This window comes from Streptomyces europaeiscabiei (assembly GCF_036346855.1).
Lineage (GTDB): Bacteria > Actinomycetota > Actinomycetes > Streptomycetales > Streptomycetaceae > Streptomyces > Streptomyces europaeiscabiei.
The window spans coordinates 3,636,508-3,661,746 of sequence record NZ_CP107841.1 but is presented as its reverse complement, the minus strand read 5'-3'; the positions used below and the strand labels follow the sequence as shown (position 1 = coordinate 3,661,746).

General features: G+C 70.9%; 22 protein-coding genes and 1 pseudogene. 9 read left to right on the top strand and 14 right to left on the bottom strand.

Annotation, left to right across the window (positions count from 1 at the left end; all coding sequences use genetic code 11):
- Window positions 1-3: 3 nt before the first annotated feature.
- Window positions 4-522, bottom strand: a complete 519-nt coding sequence (locus OG858_RS15800) for a MarR family winged helix-turn-helix transcriptional regulator (RefSeq protein WP_327748896.1) — start codon at window positions 520-522, stop codon at window positions 4-6.
- Window positions 523-659: 137 nt separating this feature from the next.
- Between OG858_RS15800 and OG858_RS15795 the strand changes: the two genes are divergently transcribed.
- Window positions 660-1,628, top strand: coding sequence for an EamA family transporter (locus tag OG858_RS15795; protein WP_256960667.1), 969 nt, complete (start codon window positions 660-662; stop codon window positions 1,626-1,628).
- 100 nt (window positions 1,629-1,728) lie between these two features.
- Here OG858_RS15795 and pepN (OG858_RS15790) read toward each other — a convergent pair whose 3' ends face one another.
- A complete protein-coding gene (gene pepN, locus OG858_RS15790; RefSeq protein WP_328544777.1) occupies window positions 1,729-4,308 on the bottom strand; it encodes an aminopeptidase N in 2,580 nt (859 codons plus the stop codon).
- A 113-nt stretch (window positions 4,309-4,421) separates the two neighbouring features.
- Here pepN (OG858_RS15790) and OG858_RS15785 point away from each other — a divergent pair, with 113 nt between their 5' ends.
- Entirely contained in the window at window positions 4,422-4,922 is a 501-nt protein-coding gene (locus tag OG858_RS15785; RefSeq protein ID WP_319264005.1) for a DUF1203 domain-containing protein, read from the top strand.
- Window positions 4,923-4,973: 51 nt separating this feature from the next.
- Here the strand turns inward: OG858_RS15785 and OG858_RS15780 are convergent, their stop codons facing one another.
- On the bottom strand, window positions 4,974-5,993 hold the full coding sequence (locus tag OG858_RS15780) for an aspartate-semialdehyde dehydrogenase (RefSeq protein WP_319064835.1): 1,020 nt from the start codon (window positions 5,991-5,993) through the stop codon (window positions 4,974-4,976).
- A 357-nt stretch (window positions 5,994-6,350) separates the two neighbouring features.
- On the opposite strand from OG858_RS15780, the gene OG858_RS15775 reads away from it, so the two are divergent.
- A complete protein-coding gene (locus OG858_RS15775; protein WP_086750268.1) occupies window positions 6,351-6,896 on the top strand; it encodes a sigma-70 family RNA polymerase sigma factor in 546 nt (181 codons plus the stop codon).
- A 1-nt stretch (window position 6,897) separates the two neighbouring features.
- Window positions 6,898-7,920, top strand: a complete 1,023-nt coding sequence (locus tag OG858_RS15770; RefSeq protein WP_319064834.1) for a hypothetical protein — start codon at window positions 6,898-6,900, stop codon at window positions 7,918-7,920.
- A gap of 400 nt (window positions 7,921-8,320) precedes the next feature.
- Here the strand turns inward: OG858_RS15770 and OG858_RS15765 are convergent, their stop codons facing one another.
- The 3 genes from OG858_RS15765 to OG858_RS15755 form a co-directional block, all read right to left on the bottom strand.
- Window positions 8,321-8,644 (bottom strand): hypothetical protein, encoded by a 324-nt coding sequence (locus OG858_RS15765; protein WP_319064833.1) that lies wholly within the window; start codon window positions 8,642-8,644, stop codon window positions 8,321-8,323.
- Between the two features lie 142 nt (window positions 8,645-8,786).
- Window positions 8,787-9,023: a hypothetical protein gene (locus OG858_RS15760; protein ID WP_086750265.1), complete on the bottom strand. Its 237-nt coding sequence runs from the start codon at window positions 9,021-9,023 to the stop codon at window positions 8,787-8,789.
- 224 nt (window positions 9,024-9,247) lie between these two features.
- Window positions 9,248-10,243, bottom strand: coding sequence for a helix-turn-helix domain-containing protein (locus OG858_RS15755; protein ID WP_319318529.1), 996 nt, complete (start codon window positions 10,241-10,243; stop codon window positions 9,248-9,250).
- Between the two features lie 225 nt (window positions 10,244-10,468).
- Between OG858_RS15755 and OG858_RS15750 the strand changes: the two genes are divergently transcribed.
- The 4 genes from OG858_RS15750 (at window position 10,469) to OG858_RS15735 (ending at window position 15,914) form a co-directional block, all read left to right on the top strand.
- Window positions 10,469-11,560, top strand: coding sequence for a hypothetical protein (locus OG858_RS15750; protein WP_179201210.1), 1,092 nt, complete (start codon window positions 10,469-10,471; stop codon window positions 11,558-11,560).
- A gap of 365 nt (window positions 11,561-11,925) precedes the next feature.
- On the top strand, window positions 11,926-12,387 hold the full coding sequence (locus OG858_RS15745; RefSeq protein ID WP_319264015.1) for an NUDIX hydrolase: 462 nt from the start codon (window positions 11,926-11,928) through the stop codon (window positions 12,385-12,387).
- A 473-nt stretch (window positions 12,388-12,860) separates the two neighbouring features.
- Window positions 12,861-14,639, top strand: coding sequence for a TIGR03767 family metallophosphoesterase (locus OG858_RS15740; protein ID WP_319064829.1), 1,779 nt, complete (start codon window positions 12,861-12,863; stop codon window positions 14,637-14,639).
- Between the two features lie 114 nt (window positions 14,640-14,753).
- Window positions 14,754-15,914: a serine hydrolase domain-containing protein gene (locus tag OG858_RS15735; protein ID WP_328544778.1), complete on the top strand. Its 1,161-nt coding sequence runs from the start codon at window positions 14,754-14,756 to the stop codon at window positions 15,912-15,914.
- Between the two features lie 129 nt (window positions 15,915-16,043).
- Here OG858_RS15735 and OG858_RS15730 read toward each other — a convergent pair whose 3' ends face one another.
- Window positions 16,044-17,114, bottom strand: a complete 1,071-nt coding sequence (locus OG858_RS15730) for a hypothetical protein (RefSeq protein WP_086750260.1) — start codon at window positions 17,112-17,114, stop codon at window positions 16,044-16,046.
- A 328-nt stretch (window positions 17,115-17,442) separates the two neighbouring features.
- A complete protein-coding gene (gene pepN, locus OG858_RS15725; protein ID WP_328544779.1) occupies window positions 17,443-20,043 on the bottom strand; it encodes an aminopeptidase N in 2,601 nt (866 codons plus the stop codon).
- A 174-nt stretch (window positions 20,044-20,217) separates the two neighbouring features.
- Between pepN (OG858_RS15725) and OG858_RS15720 the strand changes: the two genes are divergently transcribed.
- Window positions 20,218-20,871, top strand: a complete 654-nt coding sequence (locus OG858_RS15720) for a DsbA family protein (protein ID WP_046708271.1) — start codon at window positions 20,218-20,220, stop codon at window positions 20,869-20,871.
- Window positions 20,872-20,880: 9 nt separating this feature from the next.
- On the opposite strand, the gene OG858_RS15715 is transcribed toward OG858_RS15720, so the two are convergent.
- The 6 genes and pseudogenes from OG858_RS15715 to OG858_RS15695 all read right to left on the bottom strand — a co-directional run bounded on the left by OG858_RS15715 (window position 20,881) and on the right by OG858_RS15695 (window position 24,969).
- Window positions 20,881-21,099 carry a hypothetical protein gene (locus OG858_RS15715; protein WP_086746534.1) on the bottom strand — a complete coding sequence of 73 codons (219 nt, stop codon included), beginning with the start codon at window positions 21,097-21,099 and terminating at the stop codon, window positions 20,881-20,883.
- Window positions 21,100-21,328: 229 nt separating this feature from the next.
- A complete protein-coding gene (locus OG858_RS15710) occupies window positions 21,329-21,970 on the bottom strand; it encodes a superoxide dismutase (protein ID WP_327743835.1) in 642 nt (213 codons plus the stop codon).
- A 618-nt stretch (window positions 21,971-22,588) separates the two neighbouring features.
- Complete coding sequence (locus OG858_RS48155) at window positions 22,589-23,149, bottom strand: TauD/TfdA dioxygenase family protein (RefSeq protein WP_408059406.1); 561 nt, start codon at window positions 23,147-23,149, stop codon at window positions 22,589-22,591.
- Window positions 23,103-23,402: pseudogene (locus OG858_RS48150) on the bottom strand (TauD/TfdA dioxygenase family protein); the annotation flags it as partial. The pseudogene OG858_RS48150 and the gene OG858_RS48155, both read right to left, overlap by 47 nt.
- On the bottom strand, window positions 23,399-23,542 hold the full coding sequence (locus OG858_RS48145; protein WP_408059405.1) for a hypothetical protein: 144 nt from the start codon (window positions 23,540-23,542) through the stop codon (window positions 23,399-23,401). The gene OG858_RS48145 and the pseudogene OG858_RS48150, both read right to left, overlap by 4 nt.
- Before the next feature lie 80 nt (window positions 23,543-23,622).
- The gene (locus OG858_RS15695; protein WP_328544780.1) at window positions 23,623-24,969 is read right to left on the bottom strand and encodes an LLM class flavin-dependent oxidoreductase; all 1,347 of its coding nucleotides are present in this window, start codon (window positions 24,967-24,969) and stop codon (window positions 23,623-23,625) included.
- Window positions 24,970-25,239: the final 270 nt, after the last annotated feature.

The window sequence follows — 25,239 nt, the reverse complement described above, 5'->3', positions numbered from 1 at the left end:
CGGTCACGACCCCGTCCCCACCACCAGCAGCCTCAGCAGGCCGGCCAGTTGGCCGGCCTGTTCGTCGTTCAGGTGGGAGAGCGCCTCCGTCTGGACGGTGAGGCCCGCGACAAGGGCGTCGTCGATCAGGCGCAGCCCGTCGTCGGTGAGGGTGACCTGGAGGGCGCGGCGGTCGTGCGGGTCGGGGGAGCGGCGGAGGAGGCCCGCGCGTTCGAGTTTGTCGAGGCGGCCGGTCATACCGCCGGTGGTGAGCATGAGGGTGGCGGAGAGCTCGCGAGGTGAGAGCGTGTACGGCTCGTCGGACCGCCGCAGGGTCGCGAGCACGTCGAACTCGCCGCGTGAGATCCCGAACCGCGCGTACACCTTCTCCAACCGGTCACCGAGTGCCCGCGAGAGCCGGTGGACGCGGCCGAACACCTCCATCGCGGTGATGTCGAGGTCGGGCCGTGCGATCGCCCACTGGTCGACGATCACGTCGACGGGGTCGCGGAGGGGCCTGCCGGGCTCGGAGCGCGCGTTCATGGGGCGAGTATCGGATGCCGATGGGTCGGCCGCAAGAAAGTAGCTTGACGGAAAGTGGCTTAGCGCTAAGCTAATCACAAGCAAGTTAACCCTGTACGTCGATCGAGCAGGCCCTCCCGCCGCGAAGGACGCGTCCCATGACCGCGCACACCGCGCACACCGCGAGTCGTCTCCCCCTCATCGCCCTGACCGCACTCGCCCCCCTCTCCTGGGGCACCACCTACGCCGTGACGACGGAGTTCCTGCCGGCCGACCGCCCCCTGTTCACGGGCCTGGTCCGGGCGCTCCCGGCGGGGCTGCTGCTCCTGGCCCTCTCCCGCAGGCTGCCGAGCGGGGTCTGGTGGTGGAAGGCCGCGGTGCTGGGCGCGCTGAACATCGGCGCCTTCTTCCCGCTGCTCTTCCTCTCCGCGTACCGGCTGCCGGGCGGTATGGCGGCGGTCGTCGGCTCGATCGGGCCACTGTTCGTCGCGGGCCTGGCGACCGTGCTGCTGGGGGAGCGGCCGACCGTACGCACGCTGCTCACCGGGATAGCCGCGGCCCTCGGCGTCAGCCTGGTCGTACTGAAGGCGGCGGGTGCGCTGGACCCGGTCGGGCTGCTCGCGGCGCTCGCCTCCACCGCCTCCATGTCCACCGGCACGGTCCTCACCAAGCGGTGGGGCCGCCCGGCCGGCGTCGGCCCCCTCGCCCTCACCGGATGGCAACTGACCGCGGGCGGCCTCCTGATCGCCCCGCTCGCCCTCTTCGTGGAGGGCGCGCCCCCGGCCCTGGACACCCGGGCGATCGGCGGGTACCTCTATCTGGCCCTCGCCAACACCGCCGTCTCCTACTGGCTCTGGTTCCGGGGCATCGGCCGTCTCTCCGCCACCCAGGTCACCTTCCTCGGCCCCCTCTCCCCCCTCACCGCGGCCGTCGTCGGCTGGGCGGCCCTCGGCCAGTCCCTCACGCCCCTCCAACTCCTCGGCATGAGTGTCGCCTTCGGCGCGACGGTCCTGGGCCAGCTCCAGCCGCGCACACCGACGCCGACCCGCCGGCCGTGGGGAGGGCCGCGGGGTGGAGGGCGGCAGCGGACGTCAACCGCCGTCCGGCGGACGTCAACCACCGTCTAGGGGACGCCCGTCCGGCACGGGAAAGGGGCGCCCGGTCACCGGGCGCCCCTTCTCGTCGTACGCCGTCCGGCCGCCCCGGCGTCGTACGGCCTGTCCTTCGCTACGCCGTGGTCGCCGCCGCGTCCGCGGCCTGGGCCCTGAGGGCCCGCTCCACGCCCGAGCGGGACTCCGAGACCAGGCGGCGCAGGGCCGCGTTGGGCTCGGCGGTGTTCAGCCAGGTGTCCGTCTTGTGCAGGGTGTCGGCCGAGACCTGGACGGTCGGGTAGAGGCCGACCGCGATCTGCTGGGCGATCTCGTGGGAGCGGGACTCCCAGATCTCCTTCACCACCTCGAAGTACCTGTCGGTGTAGGCGGCGAGAAGGTCGCGCTGGTCGGTCTGGACGAAGCCGCCGATGACCGCTTCCTGGAGCGCGTTGGGGAGCTTGTCCGACTCGATGACCTGGGACCAGGCCTCGGCCTTGGCCTCGGGGGTCGGGCGGGAGGCGCGGGCGGTGGCGGCGTGGCGTTCGCCGGCGGCCGTCCTGTCGCGCTCGTACTCGCCGGCGATCTCCGCCTCGTCGTAGCGGCCCACCGCCGCGAGCCGCTGGACGAAGGACCAGCGCAGCTCGGTGTCGACGGCCAGGCCCTCGATCGTCTGCGTGCCCTCCAGCAGGGCCTCCAGGAGGTCCAGTTGCTCGGGGGTGCGGGCGGTCGCGGCGAACGCGCGGGCCCAGGCCAGCTGGTGGTCGGAGGCGGCGGCCGCGGCGCGCAGATGCGCGAGCGTGGCGTCCGTCCAGCGGGTCAGCAGCGCCTCGCGGGTCGTCGGGTCGGCGTACAGCTCGATCGCCAGCTTCACCTGACGGTGCAGGGACTGCACGACACCGATGTCGGACTCCTTGCCGATGCCCGACAGGACCAGGGACAGGTAGTCGCGGGTCGCCAGCTCCGCGTCACGTGTCATGTCCCAGGCCGAGGCCCAGCACAGCGCGCGGGGAAGGGAGGCCTCGAAGTCGCCGAGGTGCTCGGTGACGAACGCGAGCGACTGCTCGTCCAGGCGGACCTTCGCGTACGACAGGTCGTCGTCGTTGAGAAGCACGACCGCGGGACGGCGCCTGCCCACCAGCTGCGGCACGGCGGTCAGTTCGCCGTCCACGTCCAGCTCGATGCGCTCGTCACGGATCAGCTTGCCGCTGTCGTCGTCCAGTTCGTACAGGCCGACCGCGATGCGGTGCGGGCGGAGCGTCGGCTCGCCCTTCGCGCCCGCGGGCAGCGCCGGGGCCTCCTGGCGGATCGCGAAGGAGGTGACCACACCGTGCTCGTCCGTCCCGATCTCGGGGCGCAGGACGTTGATGCCCGCCGTCTCCAGCCACGACTTCGACCAGGCCTTCAGATCACGGCCGGAGGTCTCCTCCAGGGAGCCCAACAGGTCGGACAGGCGCGTGTTGCCGTACGCGTGCGCCTTGAAATAGGCCTGCACGCCCCGGAAGAACTCGTCCTGGCCGACGTACGCGACGAGCTGCTTCAGGACGGAAGCCCCCTTCGCGTACGTGATGCCGTCGAAGTTGACGAGCACGTCGTCCAGGTCGCGGATCTCCGCCATGATCGGGTGCGTGGACGGCAGCTGGTCCTGCCGGTACGCCCAGGTCTTCATGGAGTTGGCGAACGTGGTCCAGGAGTGCGGCCACCGGGAACCGGGCGCGTCGGCCTGGCAGGCGATGGACGTGTACGTCGCGAACGACTCGTTCAGCCAGAGGTCGTTCCACCACTCCATGGTGACCAGGTCGCCGAACCACATGTGGGCCAGCTCGTGGAGGATGGTCTCGGCGCGGACCTCGTACGCGGCGTCCGTCACCTTCGAGCGGAAGACGTACTGGTCGCGGATGGTCACCGCGCCCGCGTTCTCCATCGCGCCCGCGTTGAACTCCGGCACGAACAGCTGGTCGTACTTCTTGAACGGGTACGCGTAGTCGAACTTCTCCTGGAACCAGTCGAAGCCCTGTCGCGTGACCTCGAAGATCGCGTCGGAGTCCAGGTGTTCGGCGAGGGACGGACGGCAGTAGATGCCGAGCGGCACGCTCTGCCCGTCCTTCTCGTACACGCTGTGCACGGAGTGGTACGGGCCGACGATGAGGGCCGTGATGTACGTCGAGATACGGGGCGTCGGCTCGAAGACCCAGACGTCGTCCTTGGGCTCCGGTGTCGGCGAGTTGGAGATGACGGTCCAGCCGGTCGGGGCCTTCACCGTGAACTGGAAGGTCGCCTTCAGGTCCGGCTGCTCGAAGCTCGCGAAGACACGGCGGGCGTCGGGGACCTCGAACTGGGTGTACAGGTACGCCTGGTCGTCGACCGGGTCGACGAACCGGTGCAGACCCTCACCCGTGTTGGTGTACGCGGCGTCGGCCACGACCCGCAGGATGTTGCGGCCCTGCAGCAGGCCGGGGAGGGCGATCCGGGAGTCCTTGAAGACCTCCGCCGGGTCCAGCGCGTCGCCGTTGAGGGTCACCTCGTGGATGGTCGGGGCCACCAGGTCGATGAAGGACGCCGCGCCGTTCTCGACGACGTCGAAGCGCACCGTGGTCACGGACCGGTAGGTGCCGCCCTCCTGCGCGCCGGAGAGGTCGAGATCGATCTCGTACGAGTCGACGCTGAGCAGCGCCGCCCGCTGCTGAGCCTCGTCGCGGGTCAGGTTTGTGCCAGGCACGCGGTCATCTCCTCGGTATGTGTGGGTTGCGCCATCCTTCCATGGCACCGGCGGGGAACGCGATGTCCGTTTCCCGCCGGTGAACAGGCCGTGCGCGCGCGAGCCTGGGGCACATGACCACGCCTACGACAACCACATACATCCCACGCCCCATTGACCCGGAGGCGTTGACGGAACTCCGCTCGGCCGACGACTCGGGGCGCTCGCGCGAGCCGTTCACGGACGACGAGGGCGGCGCGCCGCTGCGCTGTTGTCTGCGGCGCGGTGAACCCGGGGAGCGGATCGTCCTGGTGTCCTACGCGCCCCTCCGGCGCTGGGCGGCGCGGACGGGTGCCGATCCGGGGGCGTACGACGAGCAGGGGCCCGTCTTCGTCCATGCCGAGGCATGCCCGGGTCCGGTCGGCGACGGTCACCCGTTCGGCAACGCCCACCGGACGGTTCGCCGCTACTCCGCCGACGGACGCATTCTCGGCGGACGGCTGGTCCAGGAGCCCGAGGGACCCGAGGGCTTCGACGCCGCCTTCGCCGAGGCCTTCTCGGACCCCGACGTCGCACTCGTGCAGGTGCGGGCCGTCGAGTACGGCTGTTTCCTGTACGAGGTGCGACGGCCGTGACGCCGACGGGGCGGCCACCCCTTGCAGAGTGACCGCCCCGCCCACCCGTGCCTACTTCTCGCTCAGCTCCGCCGCCACCAGCTCCGCGATCTGCACCGCGTTGAGCGCCGCGCCCTTGCGGAGGTTGTCGTTGGAGACGAAGAGGGCGAGGCCGTTGTCGACGGTCTCGTCGGCGCGCAGGCGGCCCACGAAGGAGGCGTCCTGGCCGGCGGCCTGCAGGGGGGTCGGGATGTCGGAGAGGGTGACGCCGGGGGCGCCGGCCAGCAGCTCCGTCGCGCGTTCCACGGAGATCGGGCGCGCGAAGCGGGCGTTGACCTGGAGGGAGTGGCCGGAGAAGACCGGGACGCGGACGCAGGTGCCGGAGACCTTGAGCCCGGGGATCTCCAGGATCTTGCGGGACTCGTGGCGGAGCTTCTGCTCCTCGTCCGTCTCGTGCAGACCGTCGTCGACGATCGAACCGGCGAGCGGGACGACGTTGAAGGCGATGGGCCGCTGGTAGACGCCCGGCTCGGGGAAGTCGACCGCCGAGCCGTCGTGCGTCAGCTTGTCCGCGTCCGCCGCGACCTTCTGGACCTGGCCGTGCAGCTCCGCGACGCCCGCGACGCCGGAGCCGGACACCGCCTGGTAGGTGGCGACGACCAGCGCTTCGAGACCCGCTTCGTCGTGCAGGGGACGCAGCACCGGCATCGCTGCCATCGTCGTGCAGTTCGGGTTGGCGATGATGCCCTTGGGGCGGTCGGCGATCGCGTGCGGGTTCACCTCGGAGACGACCAGCGGGACCTCGGGGTCGCGGCGCCACGCGGAGGAGTTGTCGATCACGACCGCGCCCTGGGACGCCACCTTCTCGGCCAGCGCCCGGGAGGTCGCGCCTCCCGCGGAGAACAGGACGATGTCGAGGCCGGAGTAGTCGGCGGTCGCTGCGTCCTCGACCGTCACACCGTCGATGACCGAACCGGCCGAGCGGGCGGACGCGAACAGGCGCAGCTCGCTCGTCGGGAAGTCCCGGTCCTTGAGGATCCTGCGCATGACCGTGCCGACCTGACCGGTGGCTCCGACGATTCCGACCCTCACGGCGACTCCTTTTACGTGGCTTGTGTGTGTCTGCGGCATGGCCGAGGCGTTTCCATCATGCGGTCAGGCCGGGCCCGCCTGTCCAATCGTTTGACCAGGACGCGCGACGGACAGGACGCGAGCGGCCCGGGCACCGGAGCCGCTTCTTTGGCCGTCACCCCGGCTGAGCTGGAGAAATTCGCCCTACGGTGGCCCCGTACCGCAAGCTGTGCTGCCCCGACCCTGCCCACGGCACCCGGGTGCACGCGAAGGTGTGACGTACGCCTCTGCGCTCCGCCGGGAAAGTCGGGCCGAACCCTTCGAACGTTTCGGCCGGCGGCGGCGTCGTAGGGGAAACGCGGGAGGGGAGGGGGGACTGTGCTGCGCAGAAAGGCGCGCCACGTCGAGGGGGTCGTCGAGGGGGTCCAGGAGGCCGACGACCCACTGGACACGGCCCAGGAGCGGCGGGTGCGGGCGGTGCTCGCGCTCGGCGGTGTGCCGCAGTCGGACCTGCTGGACGGGGTACAGCAGGTACGGCTGCGGCTGCTGGAGCGGGCCGCGAGCGGCCGTGAGGCACCGCGGGACGTGTCCGCGTGGGCGGCGGTGGTCGCGTCGAACCTGGCGATGGACTGGCACCGCGCCAAGCGGCGCCAGGAGCGCCTGGGGGAGCGCCTGGCCTCGCTGCGGCAACCGGCGGCGCACCCCTCCGGCGAGGACTCCAGCGTGCTCTCGCTCGCCGTCGCCCGAGGCCTGGACGAGCTGCCCGACGCCCTGCGTCAGGTGCTCGTCCTGCGCTTCTACGCCGACCTGCCGGTGCGCGGGATCGCCGATGAACTCGGCATCCCCGAGGGCACGGTCAAGAGCAGGCTCCACTCGGCGGTCCGCGCGCTGCGCAACCGCCTGCACGAGGACGAGGTGGTGTGACGTGGCCGCCCGGGACGACAGCAGGCGCGACGCCGAGTACGACGACATCGCGCGCGGGGACGGTGAGCACGGGGACGGCGAGCACGACGAGCTCGCCCTGGGTGACGGCGCCGAGCGCGTCGGGCCCGCGCACGACGGCGCTCGGCGTCATGACGACGTCGGTCACGACGGCTCCGTCTACGCCGGCATGGACGCGTTGATGGCCGCCCTTCTCGACGAACCGCTGCCCGAAGAGGCCCTGCGTGACGCCGAGTTCGTGGCCTCGCGGGACGCGGCCGCCGCCGACATCGCGCTGCTGAGGGAGCAGCTGGGGCTGATCGGTGAGGCGCTGGCGGTGACGGGTCAGGACGCCGCGGCCGGGGCCCCGCCGGGGCGACCCGTGGCCGCGCGGCCGGGGGACGCGGCCGGTGCCGAGACGGACTCCGGGCGCGTGTCCGGGCCCGCGCAGGCCCCCACCACGTCGGTGACGCCCCTGCTGCCGCGGCCGTCCCGCGCCCGGCGAGCCCTGAAGATCACCTTCGGTACCCTCGCCGCCGCCGCGGCCGCCTCCGTGGTCCTCGGCGTGGGCTGGGTTGTCGTACAGGCCGGCGCCGGGATGAACAGCTCGAAGTCGTCAGCCGACTCGGGTGTCGCCGAGGAGTCGGCTGCCAAGGGGGGCGGCAGCCTGGAGGACGGCGGCGGGGACAGCTCCGCCTCGCTCAGCCCTGAGGGATACGTCTCCTGTGCCCGCCTCATCGTCGAGGGGACCGTCCGCGAGGTCGAACCCGTGACCGGTGCCCACCAGGACCGGATCACGGTCGAGGTGGACCGCTGGATCAAGCCCGACAAGGGCGATGACCGGATCGTCTTCCCCATGGACCGCGACGCCGATCCCCGGCTGAAGCAGGGCGACCACGTCCTCGTCGGCATCCCGCACGACAGTGCCCAGCCCGACATCTGGACCACGAAGGAGGCGGACATCGCCCGTGACCGGGCCTGGATCGAGGAGGCGCTGTCCGGCACGGGGGGTTCGACGTGTGAGTGAGGACGGCTGAAGGGAGGCGGGCACCGGGGGCAGCCCCTCAGCCGGTGCCTCCTCAGCCGGACGTCCCTCTGCGGCGGGGTCCAGCCAGCCGCATCTGCCTCCGGGCCTCTCCTCGGTCACGGAAACGGCCCGTCGGAGAACCGACGGGCCGTCACGAGCAGTTGGTTCGACCAGAGCCGTTCCGTCGGCCGGGTGTCGCTCGGCCGGGTGTCGCCGTCGGCTTGGTGTCGTCGTCGGTTTGGCGTTGCTGTCAGCCGGGCGTCGCGTCCCCAGTCGCATCTGCCTCCGGGCCTTTCCCCGGTCACGGAAACGGCCCGTCGGAGAACCGACGGGCCGTCACGAACGGGATGGGGCACCTCGCCGACAGGATCCGTGAGGCACCGGAAGGCTTTCCGGGCCGCTACGGCAACCTCAGCTGCCTGCTCACCTCGTCCTCGGGCGCACCCGAGGCGCCGGCCTGTACCCGGGCGGTCAGGATGACGGTGGAGCCGGAGGCCACGGGCACGGCGGCCCGCGCACAGCTGTTGCCGGCGCCGTTGGTGGCGGACACCTGCCGGAGCAGCTGGATGACCGTGCCGCTCCGCTCCAGGGTCGCGACCGCGCGCTTGCCGTCCGCGCCGTCGATGTCACAGACCTCCAGCACGGCGGTGGCCGTGTTGTACGAGGCCCGCGAGCCCGCGTTGCTCACGCTCAGGGTGGCCGCCGAGGCCGAGGGCTGCGCCACGGCGACGGCCGCCAGGGCCAGGATGCCACTGGCTGCGAGGTGCCGCTTCTTCAGGGGATCCTCTGGGTGTCGGTGTCCTGTTGAGCCGGGCTTCGGTCCGATCCGCGGCTCGGCGTGGCACGAGGCCGTGAGGTGGGCCCCGTCAGTCCTGGTCGTCCCACGTCCATGTCACCTTGTGCCCGGGAACGATCACGCCGGGCTCGATGCTGCCCGTGGCCGGGTCCTTCGGCTTGACGATGTCCGGCAGCCCGTCGTCGGCGACCAGCCGGGTGCCCGCCGACGCGCCCACGGAGGTGCCGAGGATCAGGGTCGCCGCGGCGGAGCCCAGGGCGAGGAAGGCGAGGACGCTGAGGCGCCGAGAGCTCGTCGAGGAATGCACAATGCTCCTCTTTCGTGTGGAGTACATGACATGCCCGCTGCGGGGCACCACTGATCATGGCGGATCGGGGGGAGAACGTAGAGCTCCTGCCATGGCCTCTTGCGGCCATGGCAGGACGGTGCCAGCATGCCCGCCGCGGCAACGGGCAGACGCTCCACGGCGTCGGCGTCGGCGTCGTCCTCCGGTTCCCCGGCCTGCCGGGCGGCGCCGTTGCCTGCCGTCGGCTAGAGCCAGCCCCGCCGCACGGCCTCCGCTCCGGCCTCGAACCGGCTCTGCGCGTCCAGCCGCTTCATCAGGTCGGACATCAGCCGTCGGATCGTACGCACGGAGATCCCCAGCTTGCGGGCGATTCCCTGGTCGGTCATCCCCTCGGACAGCAGCTTCAGCAGGACGCGGTCCCGATCGCTCGCCTCGTGCTCCGCGGAGGGCCTGGTCTCCTCGCCCAGCGGCACCCCCTGCGCCCAGACGAGTTCGAAGAGTTCCGCGAGGGCCCGTACTACTCCGTGGTAGCGGACCACCAGGGCGCCCTGCCGGCTGTCCTCGGCGTTCACCGGCACGACCGCGACCTCACGATCGCAAATGATCATACGCATCGGCAGTGCCGGGACGGTGCGCACCTGGCCGCCCTTGGAGGTGAGCCAGGACGCGTACTCGGAGGTGGCCTGGTCGTTGCGGACACTGTCGAGGTAGACGGACCGCATCCGTACGCCCCGGCCGAAGGACTCCTCGTCGAGGGGGCGGGCCGACTCCAGGCCGGCCGCGCTCACGGCGCCGCCGGGTGTGAACGTGCAGACCTCGTGCACCGCGTCCCGCGACAGCCGCTCCAGCCCGGAGCGGACCGCGTCCACGCCGACGAGGTGATCGGCACCGGTGGTGTGCCGCAGCCCCAGGGCGGCGTACTCGGTGGCGAGCTCGGCGACCGTTGCCTGATGCTTCGTCAGATATGCCCGCTGCGCGTCCAGTTCGGCCTCAAGGCGGCGCAGTGCCGGACTGAAGACCGTCTCGGGGTTCATGGGCAGGAAAGTGGTGTCCGTGACCGGGCTCAACAGGGAGAGGTCCGCGAGCCGGCGCACGGCCGCCCGCACGTCCTCCTCGGCCAGACCCGTGTGCAGCTGGACGTCCTGCAGGGTCCAGGAGGGGTTCGCGAGCAGGCTCCGATAGACGCGGACGGCCTCGGTGTCCGATTCCAGAAACGCACCCAGCACGGTCGGCCCTTTCACCCCCGCACCCCCTCCTCCCCCGGAAGGAGAATCCTAGTTCGATCCGGAGGGATTTCACGGTGGATCTGTGGCCTTGTGGCGAACACGACAGGGCTGGCACTTAGGTGCCACGGCTCATCGCGGCCACCCTTCAGGCCTGGCGCACGGCTTGTGCGTGAGTCGAAGATCAGGGCGGAGCGAAGCAGCAGTGAACGCGAACCATTCCGCCTGGAGGTGAAGTTCTACGTGTCGTCGAAGCAGACCAGATCCACACGGCGTCGTCTCGTCAGCACCTTCATCGGCGCGATCACGGTTTCCGTTCTGGCCACGGCGACCCCCGCCCAAGCGATCATCGTCCCGCCGGACAAGCCGCAGGTGGAGCCGGTCGACACCGTCGGCAAGCAGGTCGAGAGGGCAACCGGTGTCTCCAATCTGCTCAAGGCGGAGCTGGACGACGTGGACAGCGTGGCCGTGTCGGACTCCTCCGCCGGTGTGATCGAGGTGCCGCGCAACTCCACGGCCCCCGTCACGCTGAAGGAGAACAACACCGGTACGACCCTGGGTGTCAGCCTGCCCGGCTCCGGCCTCGGTACGGCGCAGCAGACGGACAGCGGCACGATCTACTACGACGCCACCGCCGCCACCTCGGCCACGGCCGTCCAGCTCACCTCCGACGGTTCGGTCCGCGCGCTGGTCGACATCAAGAAGTCGACGGCGCCGAGCGAGTACCGCTTCGACCTCGACCTCCCGGCCGGCGCGAGCCTCGTGGAGAACACCGAGAACAACACCATCGAGGTCGTCCAGGAGATGGACGCGGCCGATGTGCCCGGGGAACTGCTGGAGCGGAACGCCGGCGACGAGGAGACCGAGCCCGGCACCGTCGACTTCGACGGCGACGGCGACGGCAGGATAAACGTCGTGATGGGCCAGGTCGAGGCCCCGTGGGCCAAGGACGCCCTGGGTAACCCGGTGCCCACCGAGTACCGCATCGAGGGCGACACCATCGTCCAGTCCGTCGCCTTCACCGGCGACACGACCTTCCCGGTGGTGGCCGACCCGAAGATCTCCTACGGCCGGTACGTCTACGTGCGCTTCGGCAGGAGCGAGGTCAAGGCCGTCGACTCCAAGGGCGGCATCTTCGGTGTGACCGCCGCGATGACCTTCATGTGCAACCGGATCCCGGTGCCGTGGATCCGCGTCGGCTGCATGGCCGGCGTCGTCGCTGTCGGCTCGAAGCTCCGCAAGACCTTCGCCCTCGCGGAGAACGAGAAGAAGTGCGTCGAGATCAAGACCGACTGGGACGGGTTCATCGCGGGCTGGAGGCGGTACTCCTGCTGATGTTCCCCGCGTCGACGCAACACGCGTCGCTCTGACGTGCGGTGGCCCGTCCTACGGGGGGACGGGCCAACGTGCTGTCAGTCACTCCCTGGAAGGAGACGCACATTTCCCGAAGGCCCGGCAACCAGCTCACAACCGTGCTGACCGCTCTGTTCCTGCCGGCCGTGGTGACCTGGACCGGCGTCACCACGGGCTGGTCGGTCACCATCCCGGTTCTGCCTGGCCGCGGCGGCGGGATTCGCCCTGAGCGAGACGGGCCGCCGACGGAGGGACGGTCACCGCGAGCGGTGATCTGGCGGGCGAAGGGGCGAGTGTCACTGGGGAGCACTCGCCCCTTCACCATGCTCGTTGGGTAACGTCTGCGCATGCGTGAGGAGTTGAGGGTGGCGGCCTACGCCGTGTGCGTACGCGACGGGCATCTGCTGCTGGCCCGCTGGGTCTCCCGGGACGGGCTGAAGAAGTGGACCCTGCCCGGCGGCGGCATGGAGCACGGCGAGGACCCGTACGACACGGTCGTCCGGGAAGCGGCCGAGGAGACCGGCTACTCCGTCGAACCCACCGCCCTGCTCGGCATCGGCACCGACAGACGCGAGGACCCCCGCCGCCTCGGCACCCGCGTCGACTTCCAGGCCCTGCGCATCGTCTACGAGGCCCGCGTCACCGGCGGCGACCTCCGTCACGAGACGAACGGCTCCACGGACATGGCCGCCTGGCACCCCTTGGACGAGGTCCCGAACCTGGAGCGGGTGGGCCTGGTGGACGCAGGACTGCGCCTGTGGAGGGAACGCCCCCAGAACGGCCACCTGGAACTGCCGACGGGCTTGTAGGGGCGCGGGACCGTATCGATTGCGGCTCCGCCGCGTGGACGCGAGAGACCACGACGAGCCCGCCCGCCCGCATTCACCGAAGACGAGCCCCGGCACACGCATTCACCGAAGACGAGCCCGCACGCACGCATTCACCGAAGACGAGCCCGCACGCCCGCATTCGCCGAGGACGAGCCCGCCCGCACGCACGCATTCACCGAAGCTCCCACAGCGAATGGGCGCTCTACCCCGCCAAGTGAACAAGGAGTGACCCCTTCCCCTCACTCCCGCTCACATTCGGAAACGCCCGGTGGACGCGCACCGTACCCGAAGATCCACGTACGGTGATCGGTGTCACCCGTTGCCGCGTCGTTAACGTCCAGGCCACCCCGGCTGCCAAGCATCAAGTACGAGCGGGAAACACCATCGGCCGCACCCCGGCCGCAGGCCCCCGCGACCACTTCCGACGCGTTCGCACTCGGGGAGACCGCGCCATGTCGCGCATACGCTCAGTCGCTGCAGCCGCCACCAACCCTGACCGCAGGGCCTTCCTCGCCGCCACCGGCGCGGTCGGCCTCGCCGCAGGGGTCGGCTTCGCCCTGCGGCCGGAGACCGACGCCCACGCCGCCACCGCCGCCGACCGGGCCGCGGCCACCGAGGTCCCCCTGGCGAACCTCTCGAACAGAGCGGCCCCGGCCGCGCCCCTCGCCCCGTACACACGAGGCACGACCCTCGCCTCGGTGGCCGCCCCGCGTAACTCCTCCGGCTACCGACGCCTCGGCGCCGGCCCGGCCTGGGCGCGGGTCGTACGCGGTGACCTCGCGACCCCCAAGTCCGGCCGCGCGAAGCGCCGTACGGCGCTGGCTTCCTTCGTGCAGTTCACCGACCTGCACGTGGTGGACGTCCAGCACCCGCTGCGCTACGAGTACCTGCGCTCCCAGACCGCGAGCGCCTGGCGTCCGCAGGAGGCGCTGTCCGTGGCCGGCGCGGTCTCGCTCGTCGAGCGGGTGAACGCGCTGCGCGGAGCCCCGGTGACCGGCTCCCCCCTCCACTTCGTCATGACGACCGGCGACAACACCGACAACAACTCCAGGACGGAACTGGACTGGTTCCTGAAGGTGATGAGTGGCGGCCGCGTCACCCCCAACTCCGGTGACCCGCGCCGCTACGAGGGCGTCCAGGACAGCGGCCTGAAGCTCTACTGGCAGCCGGACGCGGCCCTCCGCGACGCCGACAAGCAGCTCGGCTTCCCCCGCCTGAACGGCTTCCTGGCCGCCGCGATCCGCGAGGTCAACAGCCCCGGACTGAACGTCCCCTGGTACTCCACGGTCGGCAACCACGACTCCCTCCCCGGCGGCTGCTACGCCCCCGGAGACTCCTACTTCGCCGACTTCGCGGTCGGCGGCAGGAAGCTGATGACGCTGGACGAGCGGGTCGGCAAGGCCATCTGGGACAACGTCAAGAGCGGCGGCGACCCCCGGGGCGCCGAGTGGAAGGCCATCCTCAAGGCCCAGGCGAAGAAGATGCGGTCCGTCACCCCGGACGAGGGCCGCGCCCCCTTCACCCCGCGGGAGTACCTGAAGGCCCACCTGGACCCGGCCCACACGGGCCCCGGCCCGGTCGGCCACGGCTACTCGCAGGCCAACCTGGACGCCCGCACCCAGTACTACGCCTTCCGCATCGCCGACGACGTCATCGGCATCAGCCTCGACTCCACCGACCCCGGCGGCCACTACGAGGGCTCACTCGGCACGGCCCAACTCAAGTGGCTGGAGAGTACGTTGCAAGAGGCGGCCAAGGGCGGTTCGTACGCCGTCGTCTTCAGCCACCACACCAGCGCGTCGATGCGGAACCTCCGCAAGGACCCCTCCCGCCCCGGCGAGGCCCGCCACGGCGGTGACGAGGTGCTGTCCCTGCTCGGCCGCAACCGCAACGTTCTGGCCTGGGTGAACGGCCACAGCCACCGCAACCGCATCACCCCGCACGGGTCCGCGAGCGGGGGCTCCTTCTGGGAGATCTCCACGGCCTCCCACATCGACTTTCCCCAACTCGCCCGCGTCATCGAGCTGGTGGACAACAAGGACGGCACGATCTCCCTCTTCACCACCCTGATCGAATCGGCCGCCCCGCACGCCACCGACTTCACGGACCTCTCGCAGACCGGCCTCGCCGCCCTCTACCGCGAGCTTTCCTACAACGCCCCCGGCCGCCGCGACACACTCACCGGCACGCCCGGCGACCGCAACGCGGAGCTCGTCCTGCGGAAGGGCTAGAAACGGCTCAACCGACTCGCCCCGCTCAACCCCGGCGCGCACCGCCGGTGTCCCCCTCCCCGACCCGGCCGTTCTCGGAGTCGCCGAGAATGTCGGGCGAAGGGGGAGATCCACATGTCAGTACGCACAGGCCGACGTACGGCCCTGATGGCGGTCACCGCCGTGACCGCCGCGGTGGCGCTGGCCGCCCCGGCGGTGGCGGCCGTACCCACCGGGGCCTCGGCGGGAGGCGACCACCGCGCCACCCGGAAGGCGATGGACGCCAACGTCAAGGACGGGGTCGTCGGCATCGCCGTCCAGGCGAAGGACGGACACGGGGTCTGGAAGGCCACCTCGGGGGTCGGTGACCTGACGACGGGCGAACCGCGTTCCGCCCGCGACCACTTCCGCGTCGGCAGCATCACGAAGACCTTCGTCTCCACCGTGCTCCTCCAACTGGAGGCGGAGGGCAGGCTGACCCTGGACGACAAGGTCGACAAGTGGCTGCCGGGCGTGGTGCGCGGCAAGGGCCACGACGGCCGCAGGATGACGCTCCGTCAACTCCTCAACCACACCAGCGGAATCGCCGACTACACCTCGGACAAGCAGTTCGTGAAGGACGTCTTCCTCGCCGAGGGCTTCTTCGAGAACCGCTACCGCACCTGGAGCCCGCGGGAACTGGTCGGCATCGCCATGAAGCACGAGCCGGACTTCGCCCCCGGCGCCGACTGGAGCTACTCCAACACCAACTACGTGCTGGCCGGCATGGTGATCGAGAAGGCCACGGGCAACTCGTACGGCCACGAGATCCGCGCCCGCATCATCGAACCCCTCGGCCTGCGCGACACGAAGGTCCCCGGCACCGTCCCCAACCTCCCGGGCCCGCACAGCCGTGCCTACTCCAAGCTGGCGGAGACGGCGGACGGCAGGACGTACGACGTCACGAGGTTCAACTCCTCGGCGGCCGGCGCGGCGGGTGGGATGATCTCCGACGCCGACGACCTCAACCGCTTCATCTCCGCCCTCCTGCGCGGCAAGCTCCTTCCCGAGAAGCAGCTCGCCGAGATGAAGAACGTCATCCCCGTCGACGGTGACCGCGGCGGCTACGGCCTCGGCCTCATCACCTACAAGCTCTCCTGCGGCGTCCAGCTCTGGGGCCACAGCGGCGGCATCCACGGTTCCCTCTCCGAAACCGCCACCACGGCCGACGGCCGACACACCCTCACCTACAACTTCAACAGCGACTGGGCGGGCGACAGCCTGCCGATCATGGAGGCGGAGTTCTGCGGGAGGTAGAACCACGGTCGGGGAGTACACGACGCAGCTCAGGGCGTCCCGGGAACGTACGAGGAGGGGCCGCCGAACGCTCGGCGGCCCCTCCTCTCCCCTCCTGCCGGTCACCGGCCTTCCCGGTCGACTACCCGGTCACCGCGGCAGTACCACCACATACGCCGCCGGATCCCGGTCGCACGACGCCATCAACGCGGTGCGGACCACGGCCGCCTGCTGCTCCAGCGAATCGCGCAGCTTCCTGGGGGTGATGTGGACGACGGTGATGCCGAGCCGCTCCAACATCTCGCGCTTGCGGGCGTACTCGGACCACAGCGCGTCGTCCTCCTGGCGCGGGGCGCGGGTGTCCAGCTCGACCGCGACGGCCTGCTCCGGCCAGTACGCGTCGAGACCGCCGAGGTGGGGGCCGCCGGGCAGGCGGAGGTCGACGTCCCAGACCGGGTCGGGCAGGGCGTACTCGCGGACCATCCGGTACAGGTGGTCCTCCGCGATCGCCCGCCCCTCGGCGAGCAGCGACTCCACCGCGTCGGCGACATGCGGACGGTTCAGCAGCCGTGCGTCCGTCAACTCTCGTACGACGGAGGCTGCTTCGGTGTGGCCGCCGCACACGGCCTCCGTCAGCAGCCGACGTACGGCGCCAGCGTCGGCGAGTTCCGCGACCGCGTCGGCGAGTGCGCGCGGCACCGGGGCGACGGGCAGCCCGGTCACGTACGACGGGGTCGGCATGGCCGGGGTGCGGACGATCCGCGCGCAGCCCGCGGTCCGCAGCCGGCGCATGCGCGGGACCAGGACGTCGATCGCGTCGAGGGAGGGGAGCGGGGGAGCGGACGTGAACCCGTGCAGGGTCAGGGCGGCCAGGCCCGTGATCACCGCGTCCGGGTGGCGGGGGGCCGGGCGGGGCTCGTCGGCGTTCGGCTGCGCGGGTACGCCGACGGCTCCCGCGGACCCGGCGGCAGTCTCGCGGAACGGGGAGCGCGCCGCGTACGACAGCACCGCGTGCAGCCGCTCCTCGGAGGTGGGCGGGCCCGGGTGCAGCAGGAACACGCCCGGCAGGATCTGCTGCCAGGAGCCACCGGGCCGGCACTGCTCGTTCGTCTCGGCCGCGGTGACACCCTGCGCGCGCAACTGCGTGGCCGTCAGCACCCGGCGCGTGGCGTCCGAGAGGCGACGGAGGGGGCGGGGGGAGAGCGGGGTGTTGTGGGTCATGACCCGGAGGTTCCCGCTCCGGGGCGGCCCATGAACCGCTGTTACACGCTCGTCGACAAATCCGGACAAGACCACGCTAAAGTACGTGCGTTCGACTGCCGATACCCGCTGGTCCGTATGGGGATCAGGAAAGGTTACGGCTCCGATTACCCGAATTCGGTAACCCTGAACCGGGTTGAGGCTTCGCCCGTTTCCTACCCCGCTGCGGGCAGTCCTGCCGCTGGGTGGCACGGGTGGGCGCAGCGGCACCTCGTAGCGCCGAGTTGCGCACCCGTCCCCCGCCCGGCGGCAGTCGCCGGGTGCGCAACACGTAAGAGTTCAGCGGCAGTCAACCCGCCGCCCCCGTCCCCGCCGCCGCGTCGCACGCCTGGCCCCGCAACCCCCGGGCCAGATCGTCCCGGGCCTCCAGCACCAGCCTCCGCAACGCCGGCGCCGCCCCCTCGTGCGAGGCGAGCCACGCGTCCGTCGTGTCCAGTGTCCCCTGGGAATCCTGCAGCGACGGGAACAAGCCCCGCACCACGTCCATCCCGATCTGGATCGACCGCTCGGCCCACACCCGCTCGATCACCTCGAAGTACTTGGCGGCGTACGGTGCCACCAACTCCCGCTGGGACGGCCGGGTGAACCCCGTGATCGTCGCCTCGGCCAACGCGTTGGACAGCGTGTCCGACTCCACGACCGACGCCCACGCCTGCGCCTTGACCGCCGCGGACGGCCGCGCCGCAAGACACCGCACCTGATGCCGTTTCCCGGAAGCCGTGTCGTCCCGCGCCAGCTCCGCGGCCAGCACCCTCTCGTCGGCGACCCCGTGCGTTGCCAGCGGCTCCAGGAAGGCCCACCGCAGCTCCTGGTCGACGTCCAGCCCGTCGACCTTCTCGGTCCCGGCCAACAACCCCTGCAACACCCCCAGATCACCCTCGCCCGAGGCGACCGAGGCGAGGAAACGGGCCCACGTCAGCTGGTGCTGACTGCCCGCCTCGGCCGCCCGCAGCTCACGCAACGCACCCTCCGCCAGCAGCCGGCCCCCGGCCTCCCGCCACTGAGGCGCCGCGTAGTGCGTGAGCGCCGAGCCCGCCCACGCGTGCAGCATCTGCAACACCCCGATGTCGGACTCCCGTCCCGCGAACCGCAGCACGAGGTCGACGAAGTCCCGCGCCGGCAGCAGCGCGTCCCGCGTCAGGTTCCACAGCGCCGACCAGCACAGCGCCCGGGCCAGCGGGTCGGAGACGTCCCCGAGCCCGGCCCGCAGCGTGTCCAGGGACCCCGCGTCGAAACGGATCTTGCAGTACGTCAGGTCGTCGTCGTTGACCAGCACCAGCTCGGGCGCCTCGGCCCCGGCCAGCTCGCCCACGACCGTACGCGGGCCGTCCACATCGACCTCCGCCCGCGCGTACCGCTCCAGCGCGTCGCCTTCGCCGTTGCGCCGGTACAGGCCGATCGCCACCCGGTGCGGCCGCAGTTCGGGGTGCGACTCGGCCGCCTCCTGCACCACGGCCAGCTCGTCGATCCGGCCGTCGGCGTCGAGAAGCACCTGCGGAGTGAGGGAGTTGACCCCCGCCGTCTGGAGCCACGCCCGCGACCAGGACACCATGTCCCGCCCGCTGGTCTCCTCGAGCACCGACAGCAGGTCGCCCAGCTTCGTGTTGCCGTACGCGTTCCGCTTGAAGTAGCGCCGGGCGCCCTCCAGGAAGGCCTCGCGCCCCACGTACGCCACCAGCTGCTTGAGCACGGAGGCGCCCTTGGCGTACGTGATGCCGTCGAAGTTGAGCTTCGCGTCCTCCAGGTCACGGATGTCGGCCGTGACGGGGTGGGTGGAGGGCAGCTGGTCGGCGCGGTACGCCCAGGACTTGCGGTTGTTGGCGAAGGTGACCCAGCCGTTGGTGAAGCGGGTCGCCTCGACCATCGAGAAGGAGCCCATGAAGTCGGCGAAGGACTCCTTCAGCCACAGGTCGTCCCACCACACCATGGTCACGAGGTCGCCGAACCACATGTGCGCCATCTCGTGCAGGACGACGTTCGCCCGCCGCTCGTACGACGCCCGCGTGACCTTGCCCCGGAAGATGAACTCCTCGCGGAAGGTGACGAGCCCCGGGTTCTCCATCGCGCCGAGGTTGTACTCGGGCACGAACGCCTGGTCGTACTTCCCGAACGGGTACGGGTAGTCGAAGTGGTCGTGGAAGAAGTCCAGGCCCTGCTTGGTGATCAGGAAGACGTCGTCGGAGTCGAAGTAGGGGGCGAGACCCTTGCGGCACATCGCGCCGAGGGGGATCTCCAGCCGCGTACCGTCCTCGAAGACCCGCTCGTAGGTGTCCGTCACATAGTGGTACGGGCCCGCGACGACCGCCGTGATGTACGTCGAGATCGGCTTCGTCTCCGCGAACCGCCACACCCCGTCCGTCTGCTCGCCGACCCCGTTGCTCCACACGACCCACCCCTCGGGCGCGCGCACCTCGAAGCGGAAGGGAGCCTTGAGGTCCGGCTGCTCGAAGTTCGCGAAGACCCGGCGGGAGTCCGCCGGCTCGTACTGGGTGTAGAGATAGACCTCGCCGTCCTCGGGGTCGACGAAGCGGTGCAGCCCCTCGCCGGTTCGGGAGTAGGCGCACCGGGCGTCGACCACCAGCTCGTTCTCGGCGGCCAGGTCGTCGAGGGCGATCCGGGAGCCGTCGAAGACCTCGCTCGGGTCGAGGTCCTTTCCGTTGAGGGAGACGGCCGTCACACTCGGCGCGATCAGATCGGCGAAGCTGCCGGCGCCCGGGTCGGCGCAGCGGAAGCGGATCGTCGTCACCGAGCGGAAGGTGCGCGGCTCGCCACTGTGGCCATCCGTGTCGCCGACGGCTGACCGCAGGTCGAGGGAGACCTCGTAACCGTCGACGGCCAGCAGTGCGGCCCGCTCCTGGGCCTCGTCGCGGGACAGATTCTCACCGGGCACGGGCGGCACTCCCTAGGGGTGGTGTTCAGGTGGCGTTCAGTATGCGGACAGGCCCGATCCTGTCATGCGCGTCCGAGGGCGGGCAGGTGGGAATGCGACGCCCGGCCGTCGGTGTTGGCAGCTGAAGCGACTTCCCACACGAACGGCCTTCCGAACTCTCGTCCAAGGAGAACCATGTCCGAGCAGACCTCCGGCAAGACCCCCGTCGACTTCTGGTTCGACCCCCTGTGCCCGTGGGCCTGGATGACCTCGCGGTGGGTCCTGGAGGTGGAGAAGGTCCGGGACATCGAGGTCCGCTGGCATGTGATGAGCCTCGCGGTGCTGAACGAGCCCAAGATCGACGACCTGCCCGAGGAGTACCGCGAGCTGCTGGCCACCAAGGCCTGGGGCCCGGTACGGATCGTCATAGCCGCCCAGCAGGAGCACGGAGCCAAGGTCCTCGGTGACCTCTACACCGCGATCGGCACACGTGCGCACAACCAGGGCCTGGGCATAGAGAAGGACGTCGTCGCCGCCGCGGTGGCCGAGGTCGGGCTGCCCGAGTCCCTCATGGAGCACTGGGACTCCACCCCGTACGAGGCCGAGCTGCGCGCCTCCCACAAGGAGGGCATCGACAAGGTCGGCCAGGACGTCGGCACCCCCGTCATCGCCGTCCCCGGCGCCGACGGCGAGCAGATAGCCTTCTTCGGTCCGGTCGTCACCCCCGCCCCGAAGGGCGAGGAGGCCGCCAAGCTCTGGGACGGCACCCTCCTGGTCGCCTCGGTCCCGGGCTTCTACGAACTCAAGCGCACCCGCACCAAGGGCCCGGACTTCAGCAACCTGGTCTGAGCGGCCGGGTCACCTGAAGGACTCCGGGAGGGTGAGCCCCTCGCTCTGGTTGCCCCACGGCTGGACGAACAGGCAGCGGCCCTTCTCACCGTGGTTGGCGCAGCGCCACCAGCCGGCCGGGTTCTTCCCCAGAGACTCGAGGTGCTGCCGCACTTCCTTGTCGGCCTCGTAGAACGGCAGGGGCTTGCTTCCTCCACACGGCGGGCAGTGCTTGTAGCTCGTCGACATGCGACCTCCCGGTCCGGTCGGCCGGATCGGGAATCCGGCCGGAAACCGGGATCATAGGGCGAAAGTTCAGGAAACCGTCAGACCGGAACGCGTCCCGCCGGTGGCGTTTTCCGGTCCCGGACGGCGAGAACCCCCGCGGGTCACGTCCTCGCGGGGGTTCTGCCTCTTTCTGCCTGCCCGGTGAAGGTTGAGAAGACGATCACGAGCAGGACATCTCGGCGGGGCCTGCTCAGGGGGCCAGCAGCAGCACGCCCGCGCGGGACTTGGCGGCCTCGTAACGGCGGGACACGTCCTGCCAGTCGACGACGGCCCACATGGCGTCGATGAAGTCGACCTTCTGGTTCTTGTACTGCAGGTAGAAGGCGTGCTCCCAGGCGTCGAAGACGAGGATCGGGGTGGTGCCCTGGCCGACGTTGCCCTGGTGGTCGTAGACCTGCTCCACGATGAGTCGCCCACTGAGCGGCTCGTACGCCAGCACGCCCCAGCCGGAGCCCTGGGTGGTGGCGGAGGCCTTGGTCAGCTGGGCCTTGAAGCCCGCGAACGAACCGAAGGACTCGGTGATGGCGTCCGCCAGCTCGCCCACGCCGTCGGCGGCCAGCGGCTCACCGCCGCCGTCGCCGGTCATGTTCTGCCAGTAGATGGAGTGCAGGATGTGGCCGGAGAGATGGAAGGCCAGGTTCTTCTCCAGGCCGTTGATCGCGCCCCACGTCTCCTTGTCGCGCGCCTCCGCGAGCTGGTCGAGCGTGTCGTTGGCTCCCTTGACGTACGCCGCGTGGTGCTTGTCGTGGTGCAGCTCGATGATCTCGGGGCTGATGACGGGTGCGAGCGCGGCGTAGTCGTACGGCAGTTCGGGAAGCGTGTAGACGGGCATGGGGGTCCCCTCCGACCTCTTATTGCAAACTACTTGCAAGTGCACGCTAGCAGCAAGAGGCTGGTGGGGCGTGTTCGGGCACGCGAAAGGGCCCTCGCGCGAACCGACCGTCCGTCCTCCGCGCGAGGGCCCTGAAGCATGCGAGGTGTGTCGGCGCGAGGGCCCTGAAGCATGCGAGGTGTGTCAGCGGGCGGCGCGCCCTCTGTCGGGCACATCCGGGCGCCGCCAGGAACAGCGCCGTCCCGCCCGACCGGTACGACCGCGTCCGCGCCTCGGCTCCCGGGCCGTCAGGACGAAGACGCGCCAGTACCCGGAACGACCGGCCGACCGGCCACGAAGCCCGCCCGTGGGCGGATGGCGTGTTCGGTGAGGGCCGAGAGGGAGCCCGAAGAGGGGTGCGTGGCGCGCATCTCGCCGAGCGTCCGCGTCACCGCCATGGCGAGGAGCCCGGAGTGGGCGTGGACGACGACGATCGACGGCCCGGAGGACGCCCACCACCACGGACAGCCCTTCCGTGGAAACGGAAGGGCTGTCCGCTTTCCGGACGCGTCGGGCGCCGGCTGTGCCCGCGCGGCACGGGCCCCGGCGGGGCCGCCGCCCGGCTCCGCGGCGACGGGGTCAGGCCGCCACGGGCACGGGCACGGGCTGCGAGGCCACGGACGTGTAGTGCGAGGCGTCCCCCTCGACCGAGTGGCTCTCCGTGCCCTCGATGCCCGCCGGCACGTCACCGGCGACGGTCACCCGGTGCAGCCGGCGCGGCAGGCCGTCGTAGTTGTCGATGGCGTAGTGCTGGGTGATGCGGTTGTCGAAGACGACGAGCTGGTTCTCCGACCAGCGGTGGCGCAGCACGTTCTCCGGCCGGGTCACGTACGACCGGAGCAGGTCGAGGAGCTTGCGGGACTCGCCGAGCGACAGGCCCACGATCCGCTGCGCGAAACCGCCGATGAACAGCCCGCGTTCACCGGATGGGGGTCCCCCCGCTTCGAGCGAAGTCGAGAAGTGGGGGAGGGTGGACGCGGACCACCGGGTGGACCGTGCGGTACTTGATCGACGTGAACCGGGCGCGCTGCTCGGCCCGCTCCGCGTCGATCTCCTCGTCCGGCACCGCGTAGTCGTAGTCGTTGGTGTGCTCGGCCCACAGGCCGTCGGCCAGCCGCCGCAGTGGTTCGGGCAGGTCACGGTAGGCCGCCGCCGAGTTCGCGATCAGGGTCTCGCCGCCGTACGGCGGGATCGTGATGCTGCGCAGGGTGGTGGCCTGCGGCGGGTTGAGGACGAACGTGACGTCGGTGTGCCAGTGGTTGGCGCGCCCCCGCTCGCTGTCCACGGGCAGGACGTTCGCGGCCCCCTCGACGGCGGCCACCGTCGGGTGGGCGGTGGTGATGTCGCCGAAGTGGCGGACGAAGGCCTGGTGGGTCTCGTCGTCGAGGTTCACGTCGTCGAAGACGAGCGCCCTGTGGACGTTGAGGGCCTCGCGCAGGGCGGCACCGTCTCCTCGTCGAGGGGCTCGGAGATGTCGACGCCGGAGACACGGGCGCCGATGTGGGCGGTGACCTTCTGGATGTCGATGGTCATGGCGTGCTTTCTTTCTGGGCCGGACTTTCGAGGGCTGGACTTTCGAGGGCCGGACGTTCGGGGCGGCGGGACTTCGGGGATCAGACGAGGGCGGGTGCGGACGTGCTGACGTGCTGGTTGGCGGGCCTCGGCAGGCCGTAGCGGTCCCGCAGGGTCCGGCGCGGGCCGTACTCGGTGCGGAGCAGACCGCGGGCGCGCAGGATCGGGACGACGTGGTCGACGAAGGCGTCGAGGCCGGACGGCAGGACCGCGGGCATGATGTTGAAGCCGTCGGCGGCGCCCCGCGTGAACCAGGTCTCGATCTTGTCGGCGACCTGCTCGGGCGTCCCGGCGAAGGTGAGGTGCCCGCGCCCGCCGCCCAGCCGCCCGATCAGCTCCCGCACGGTGAGCCGGTCGCGCCGGGCCAGCTCGACGACGAGCGTGTAGCGGCTCTTGGCACCCTCGATCGCGCTCTCGGGCGGCAGACCGTCGGGGAGCGGGGCGTCCAACTCCAGTGTCCCCGCGTCCAGTTGCAGCAACCGCTCCAGATTGCCCACCCCGTGCGTGTACACGATGTGGTCCTCCAGGACCCGCTCGGCCGCCCGCGCCTCGGCCTCCGTCGAGCCGAGCACCGGGACGATGCCTGGCAGTACCTTGATGTGCTCGGGGTCCCGGCCGGTCGCGGCCGTACGGGACTTGAGGTCGGCGTAGAAGGCCTGCGCGTCCTCGATGGTCTGCTGGGCGGTGAACACGGCCTCCGCGTACCGTGCCGCGAACGTCTTGCCGTCCTCGCTCGACCCGGCCTGCACGAGCAGTGGGTAACCCTGGGGCGAGCGGGGGACGTTGAGCGGGCCCTCGACGCTGAAGTACGTCCCCCGGTGCCGGGGCGGATGGATCTTCGTGTCGTCGGCCCAGACACCGGACGCCTTGTCGGCGACGATCGCGTCGTCCTCCCAGCTGTCCCAGAGCTTCAGGGCCACGTCGAGGAACTCGGAGGCCCGCGCGTACCGCTGGGCGTGTGCGGGCTCGGCGTCGAGACCGAAGTTGCGGGCTGCCTCCGCGCCGGCGGTGGTGACGATGTTCCAGCCGGCCCGGCCGCCGCTGAGGATGTCGAGCGAGGCGAACTTGCGGGCCAGGTTGTAGGGGGAGTTGTAGGAGGTGGAGGCGGTGGCGATCAGGCCGATGTGCTGGGTCGCCGTCGCCAGGGCGGTGAGCAGGGTGAGCGGTTCCAGGGCGCCCGCCGGACGCTGGCCCACGCTGCCCCACAGCTGCGGCCCGTCGGCCAGGAAGAGCGAGTCGAAGGTGCCGCGCTCCGCGATCCGGGCCAGCCGCACATAGTGGTCCAGCTCGACGTGCGCGTACGGGTCGGACTCCGGAAGCCGCCACGACGCCTCGTGGTGGCCGGTGTGCATCAGGAAGGCGTTGAGGTGGAGCTGTCTCGATGTCACTGGTGGTCCTCGGGGGTCATGGGCGGTTCTGTGACGGTCGTCCGGGGCCCGGCGGGACTCGTCGGCGGCTTGCCGGAGGCGATCGACGGTCCGCGGGGAGTCGTGGTCGGTTCACCGGAGGTCATGGGCCGGCCGTGTGGGGGTCGTCGGTGGTTGGCCGGAGGGGATGGGTGGGCCTGCGGGAGTTGTCGGTGGTTGGCCGGAGGGGATGGGTGGGCCTGCGGGAGTTGTCGGTGGTTGGCCGGAGGGGATGGGTGGGCCTGCGGGGGT

What these genes read in the sequence shown, in the direction of transcription:
- OG858_RS15800 (WP_327748896.1), bottom strand. Translation starts at nt 522, where the DNA reads ATGAACGCGCGCTCCGAGCCCGGCAGGCCCCTCCGCGACCCCGTCGAC.
- OG858_RS15795 (WP_256960667.1), top strand. Translation starts at nt 660, where the DNA reads ATGACCGCGCACACCGCGCACACCGCGAGTCGTCTCCCCCTCATCGCC.
- OG858_RS15785 (WP_319264005.1), top strand. Translation starts at nt 4,422, where the DNA reads ATGACCACGCCTACGACAACCACATACATCCCACGCCCCATTGACCCG.
- OG858_RS15745 (WP_319264015.1), top strand. Translation starts at nt 11,926, where the DNA reads ATGCGTGAGGAGTTGAGGGTGGCGGCCTACGCCGTGTGCGTACGCGAC.
- OG858_RS15740 (WP_319064829.1), top strand. Translation starts at nt 12,861, where the DNA reads ATGTCGCGCATACGCTCAGTCGCTGCAGCCGCCACCAACCCTGACCGC.
- OG858_RS15735 (WP_328544778.1), top strand. Translation starts at nt 14,754, where the DNA reads ATGTCAGTACGCACAGGCCGACGTACGGCCCTGATGGCGGTCACCGCC.
- OG858_RS15730 (WP_086750260.1), bottom strand. Translation starts at nt 17,114, where the DNA reads ATGACCCACAACACCCCGCTCTCCCCCCGCCCCCTCCGTCGCCTCTCG.
- OG858_RS15720 (WP_046708271.1), top strand. Translation starts at nt 20,218, where the DNA reads ATGTCCGAGCAGACCTCCGGCAAGACCCCCGTCGACTTCTGGTTCGAC.
- OG858_RS15715 (WP_086746534.1), bottom strand. Translation starts at nt 21,099, where the DNA reads ATGTCGACGAGCTACAAGCACTGCCCGCCGTGTGGAGGAAGCAAGCCC.
- OG858_RS15710 (WP_327743835.1), bottom strand. Translation starts at nt 21,970, where the DNA reads ATGCCCGTCTACACGCTTCCCGAACTGCCGTACGACTACGCCGCGCTC.
- OG858_RS48145 (WP_408059405.1), bottom strand. Translation starts at nt 23,542, where the DNA reads ATGACCATCGACATCCAGAAGGTCACCGCCCACATCGGCGCCCGTGTC.